Annotated in this window: 3 protein-coding genes and 1 pseudogene; 1 reads left to right on the top strand and 3 read right to left on the bottom strand. The window is 69.3% G+C overall.

Annotated elements, in window-relative coordinates; genetic code table 11:
* The 3 genes and pseudogenes from LPZ50_RS21610 to apbC all read right to left on the bottom strand — a co-directional run.
* A pseudogene (locus tag LPZ50_RS21610) lies at positions 1–1637 on the bottom strand (hypothetical protein); the annotation flags it as partial.
* The gene (locus LPZ50_RS21605) at positions 1634–3535 is read right to left on the bottom strand and encodes an autotransporter assembly complex protein TamA (RefSeq protein WP_230664824.1); all 1902 of its coding nucleotides are present in this window, start codon (positions 3533–3535) and stop codon (positions 1634–1636) included. The pseudogene LPZ50_RS21610 and the gene LPZ50_RS21605, both read right to left, overlap by 4 nt.
* A gap of 4 nt (positions 3536–3539) precedes the next feature.
* Complete coding sequence (apbC, locus tag LPZ50_RS21600; protein ID WP_230664822.1) at positions 3540–4628, bottom strand: iron-sulfur cluster carrier protein ApbC; 1089 nt, start codon at positions 4626–4628, stop codon at positions 3540–3542.
* A gap of 98 nt (positions 4629–4726) precedes the next feature.
* Between apbC and LPZ50_RS21595 the strand changes: the two genes are divergently transcribed.
* The coding region (locus LPZ50_RS21595) for a hypothetical protein (protein ID WP_230664820.1) at positions 4727–4968 on the top strand (242 nt) is incomplete at its 3' end.

The raw sequence follows: 4968 nt of genomic DNA, 5'->3' as shown, positions 1-4968 counted from the left end.
GCCGGGCCCGGGCCCGGGCCCCAACCGCCGGCGAATTCGAGTTCGGCGCGCATGGGAGCCTTGCCCAGTGTGTCGGCACGCGAATCGGCGGGCGTATAGCGTGCGGTGATACGGCCCTGGTGCTGCTCCAGCCGGCCCCGCAGGGTGCCCTTCACGGCGGCGCCGCCTGGCAGGCCCGGCCAGAAAGCGTCCAGCCGCGGCGTGTCGGCATCCAGCGTCAGGTCTGCATTGCCCTGGCTGAGTTCGCCCTGGGCGCGCACGCGGTTGCGCCCCAGCCGCACATCGAGCTGCAGATCCTGCAATTCGAAGCCCGCCAGCGGATCCGCCGGGCCGGCGGCAACCGATGCGGCGGGCGCCTGGCCGGCCGCCGCGGGCAAGGCATCGACCCGCCCTTTCAGGGTTCCGGACAGTGCCTGCCGGTTCCAGCGGCTGCCTTCGGCAATGGTGGCCTGCACGTAGGCTTGCCGCAGCTCGGCCGTTCCGGCCACCTGCGCGTCCACGGCCATGCGCGCGCTAAGAAGCGCGGGCGGGATGGCATCGCCCAGCAGGCGGCCCAGATCCAGGCGTTCGGCGTCCAGCGTGGCCACCACCCGGTCGACGCCGGGCTGCAGTACCTGCGGCTGGCGATCCAGCGTGGCCACCATGCCGGACTTGTCGGCCAGGCGCAGGTCGAGGTTGGCGGTGCGCAGTGGAAAGGGCTGGTCCAGTTCCAGGCCCGCCTGCGCCAGCAGCGTCAGCGCGCCGTCGGCGGTGGCGCCGTCCAGCCGCACGTCCATTTGCTGCATTGACCCTTCGGCATACACCCGCACGGCGGCAGTGCAGGCCTGGTCCTGCGGCGCGGCAGCGGCGTCCGGGCCGGCGGCCTGCCCGGCTTGCTTGTTCTTATCCGAGGCCTTGGCCTTCGTTTTGGCGGGCCGGGCGGCCTTGCCCGCCGCCTCGGCGGACTTGGCTTGCAACATGCGGCTGGCGCATAGCGGCGAATCCGGCCCCACGCCGCGCGCGTCGATATTCAACTGGGCCCACAGCGGCCAGGGCGCGGCCAGTTCCATCAGTTGGGCCTGCCCCTGCAACCGGGCGATGGCCTGGGCATGGTCGAGGCGCAGGCTGGCCAGGCGCAGGCGGGCGCCGTGGGCGTCCGCGCTCAGGGCGCCCGCCAGCTCGCCGATGCCCAGCGGCAGGGGCGTGCCGTCGATGCTCAGGTGCAGCGCTCCCAGCGCCAGGCGGTCCAGCGCCAGGCTCACGGGCAATTCGGGCAATACCAGGGGTTCGCCGGTGGATTCGGATTCGGGCGCGGAGGTAAGCGCCACCTGGACATCGCCGGCCGACAACTCGCGCACATGCAGCTGGCGCTGCCCCAGCGCGCGCCAGTGCACGTCCAGGCGCAGGTCGGCGATATCGACTTCGGTGCCCGGCAGGATCAGGTGCAGCCGCCCGACCTGCAGACTGCCCAGCAAAGTACCCCGCACGTTCTCGGCGCTGCCGTCGAACTGTTCGGCCACTGCCCCCAGCAGCATGCGGGTGCCCTGCTGCGTGCCGGTCAGCCACAGGGCAAAGCCGCAAAGCAGCACCACCAGCATGATGGGCAGGGGCAACCACCAGACCAGCAGGTGGCGCAGCACGGCACGCAGGCGGTTCAAAACGCGATCCCCAATGAGAAGTGCAAGCGCAGGTCGCGCTCGCGCTGCCCATAGGCCAGGTCCAGCAGCAAGGGCCCGGCCGGGGTGCGCACGCGCGCGCCAACCCCGTAGCCCAGGTTCATGCGCATTTCACCGAACGATTCCGCGGCATCGCCGGCGTCGACGAACACGCCCATGCCCCACAGTTCGTTGAAGTAATGGTTGTATTCGATGCTGGCCACCGCCAGCGTGGGCGCGCCCACGACCGCGTCGTCTTGCTGCAGGCCGATACTTTGGTAGCGGTAGCCGCGGATGCTGCGCGCCCCGCCCGTGCGGAACCCGAAGTCGTCGGGCACGCGCGTGCGCGAATCGGACCATACGCGCCCGACCTCGCCGCGCACCGTCAGCATGTCGCGCTCGCCGAATGGCCACCAGTGCTGCCCGCGCAAGCGGGCGCGGAAATAGGGCTGGCCGCTGTCCAGCACGATACCGGCGCCGCCGCCGACGGCGATCAGGTTGCCTTCGCGCGGATCATATTTGTTGTCCACGTCGCGGCGCAGCCATTCGGCCGCCAGGGTGGCGGTGGGCAGGTCGTATTCGTCGCCGCCGTCGATCTTGACGTGGTCGTGCGCCAGCAGCACGCCCCAGCGGTTTTCGTATTCAACCCGGCTGTCGCCCGCGCCCTTGCGTTCGCGCAGGCGCGTGGCGCCCAGGGCGAAGCGCCGCACGTCCAGGCCCTGGATATCGGAATGGTCCGCCAGCAGGCCGATGGAATCGCGCTGGCCTTTTTCGTCCGGCGGCAGGTGGAAATCCAGGAAGGCGCGCTGGCGCAGGCGGTCGACACCCACCCCGGTTTCCATGACCACGGGCAGGCCGTACACCACGTTCTGCCGGTACACCACTTCGCCGCGCACCCCCGCCTCGTCATCTACCCCCAGCGACGTGGACACGCGGCGCGCGGGTGCCTCGACCACCCGCACGTCGACAGGCAAAGTGACTTCGCCATACGAATCGCGCGGCGCCGCCGCGGCCTGGGTAGGACCGCCCGCCACCAGGGGATCGCCTTCGGGGGTTTCGCTTGCCAGCCCCGACGAGCCGGGCGCGCGGGCGCGTTCGGATTGCGCCGAGGGCTTGGGCTGGGGTGCATCGCTACGCGTATCCAGCGTGACAAACGCCCCGCGGAAAAAAGACGTGGACTGCAAGTCCTGCTGCCAGCCGTCGAGCCTGTCCTGGCGGTAGGGTTCGCCTTCGCTGTACCGCACGTAGCGGTTGATCAGCGATTCGGGCACGCGCCGCAGGCCCTGGGTGTTGAGCGCTCCCATGCGCACCAGCGGCCCGCTGTCGATGGTGACCGACAAATGTACTTCGGCCGTATCCGTGTAGACCGCCGCGTCGGACGCCGTCATGCGGGCCATCATGAAGTCGCGCGACGATACGGCGTCCAGCAGCGTGGACTTGGCCCGGTTCCATTCGCTGTTGACGAACGGCTGGCCCTTCGACAGCGGCCAGTTCTTGCGCAGTTCGGCCACCCGGGCTTCGTATTCGGGCAGCGTGATGCGCCCGGTGAACGTCAGGTCTACCGAGGCAATGGTGGCGCGTTGGCCGGGCTGGATGGAAATATCCCAGGTTTCTCCGCCCACGTCAGTACCGGTTTCCAGCGTGACGGTGGGCGCGAAATAGCCCTGCGTCGCCAGCGCGGCCAGCGTGGCATCGCGGGCCCGGCGGCGCAGCCGGCTGATTTCCCCGCCGTCCTGGTCTTCGGCCAGCCGCGTGATGGCGCCTACGGCTTCGGTAATGGACTGCAGGGCCGCCGGCGTGACACCGCCGGGGTCGACGATGACCTCGGGCCGCCCCTGCGCGCGCGCGCCGCTGGCAAGCGCCAGCAGGCCGATGAGCAACAGGGCGACCCCTAGCCGCATACCGTCAGGTGGGCTGCTGGACGACGACGGGCGGAAGCTTGCCGGCCATGTCGCGCGGCAGCAGCGCCACGCCCAGCGCGAGCTTGCGGGCGATATCGCGATAATGGCGCGCCGCCTGGCCTTCCGGGTCTGCCACCACTGTGGGCCGGCCGGAGTCGGTTTGCGCCCGGATGTCCATGGCCAACGGCAAGCTGCCCAGCCAGGGGGCCTGGTACTGCTCGGCCATGCGCCGGCCGCCGCCCTCGCCGAAGATGTGCTCGGCGTGGCCGCACTGCGTGCAGATATGCACCGCCATGTTCTCGACGATACCCAGGATGGGTACGTCGACCTTCTGGAACATGCGCAGCCCCTTGCGCGCATCCAGCAGCGCCAGGTCTTGCGGCGTGGTGACGATGACCGCGCCCACCACGGGCACCTTTTGCGCCAGCGTCAGCGCCAGATCGCCCGTTCCGGGCGGCATGTCGATGATGAGATAGTCCAGGTCGCGCCAGTTGGTCTGGCGCAGCATTTGCTCGAACGCCTGCGTGACCATGGGGCCGCGCCAGATGGCGGGCGCATCCGCATCGATGAGGAAGCCGATGGAATTGGCCTGCAGGCCGTGGCCCTCGAGGGGTTCCATGGTCTTGTTGTCATGGCTGGCGGGGCGGCCCGAAATGCCCAGCATGGTGGGCACGCTGGGCCCGTAGATGTCGGCATCCAGGACGCCCACGCTGGCGCCATCGGCGGCCAGCGCCAGGGCCAGGTTCACGGCGGTGGTACTCTTGCCCACCCCGCCCTTGCCCGAGGCCACGGCGATGATGTTGCGTACCGTGGGCAGGGGTTTCAGCCCGCGCTGCACGGCGTGGGTGCCCACCGACCAGTTCACGGTAACGCTGGCGTCGGGCGCGCCCGCGGCGGCCAGGGCCTGGCGGGCCACGTCTTCGATACGCGCGGCCGCGAAACCGGCGGGATAGCCCATGGTCAGGGTGATGGATACCGTGCCGCCCGCCGCCGTGATGTCACTATCTTTTACAAATAAAGCCAATTCCCTGCCGGAAAAAGGATCTGTTACGGCCCGCAACGCCGCACGCACTTGCGCTGTCGTTATACTCATTACTCTGATTCCATAGGCAGGCCGGCTATGCGCCGGCCGCTATCTCCAAGGATAGCGGATACACAGGAACCTTTTGTCCTGTTTTACGTCGGACCATCATGATCGACACTATTTCCCGATTTCTACGTGCCGTGGCGTTTGCCGTGCTGGCTTTGTTCGGCATGGCCATGGCCCTGGTATTCATGGTTTCCACCGCCATCGCGGTAGGCATTCTGTATGTGGTGGCCAAGGTGCGCGGCAAGCCTTTCGGCGTGCGCGCCTACTGGAGCCAGCGCCAGACCACGCGCCCCGGCGGCTTCCGCCCCGGCACGGCGCCGCCGTTCACGCCCCCGTCGCGGGG

Source organism: Bordetella petrii (assembly GCF_020991325.1).
GTDB classification, from domain to species: Bacteria; Pseudomonadota; Gammaproteobacteria; order Burkholderiales; family Burkholderiaceae_B; genus Bordetella_A; species Bordetella_A petrii_E.
Note: the sequence above shows the minus strand (reverse complement) of the source record. Positions and strands in the feature narration are given on the sequence as shown.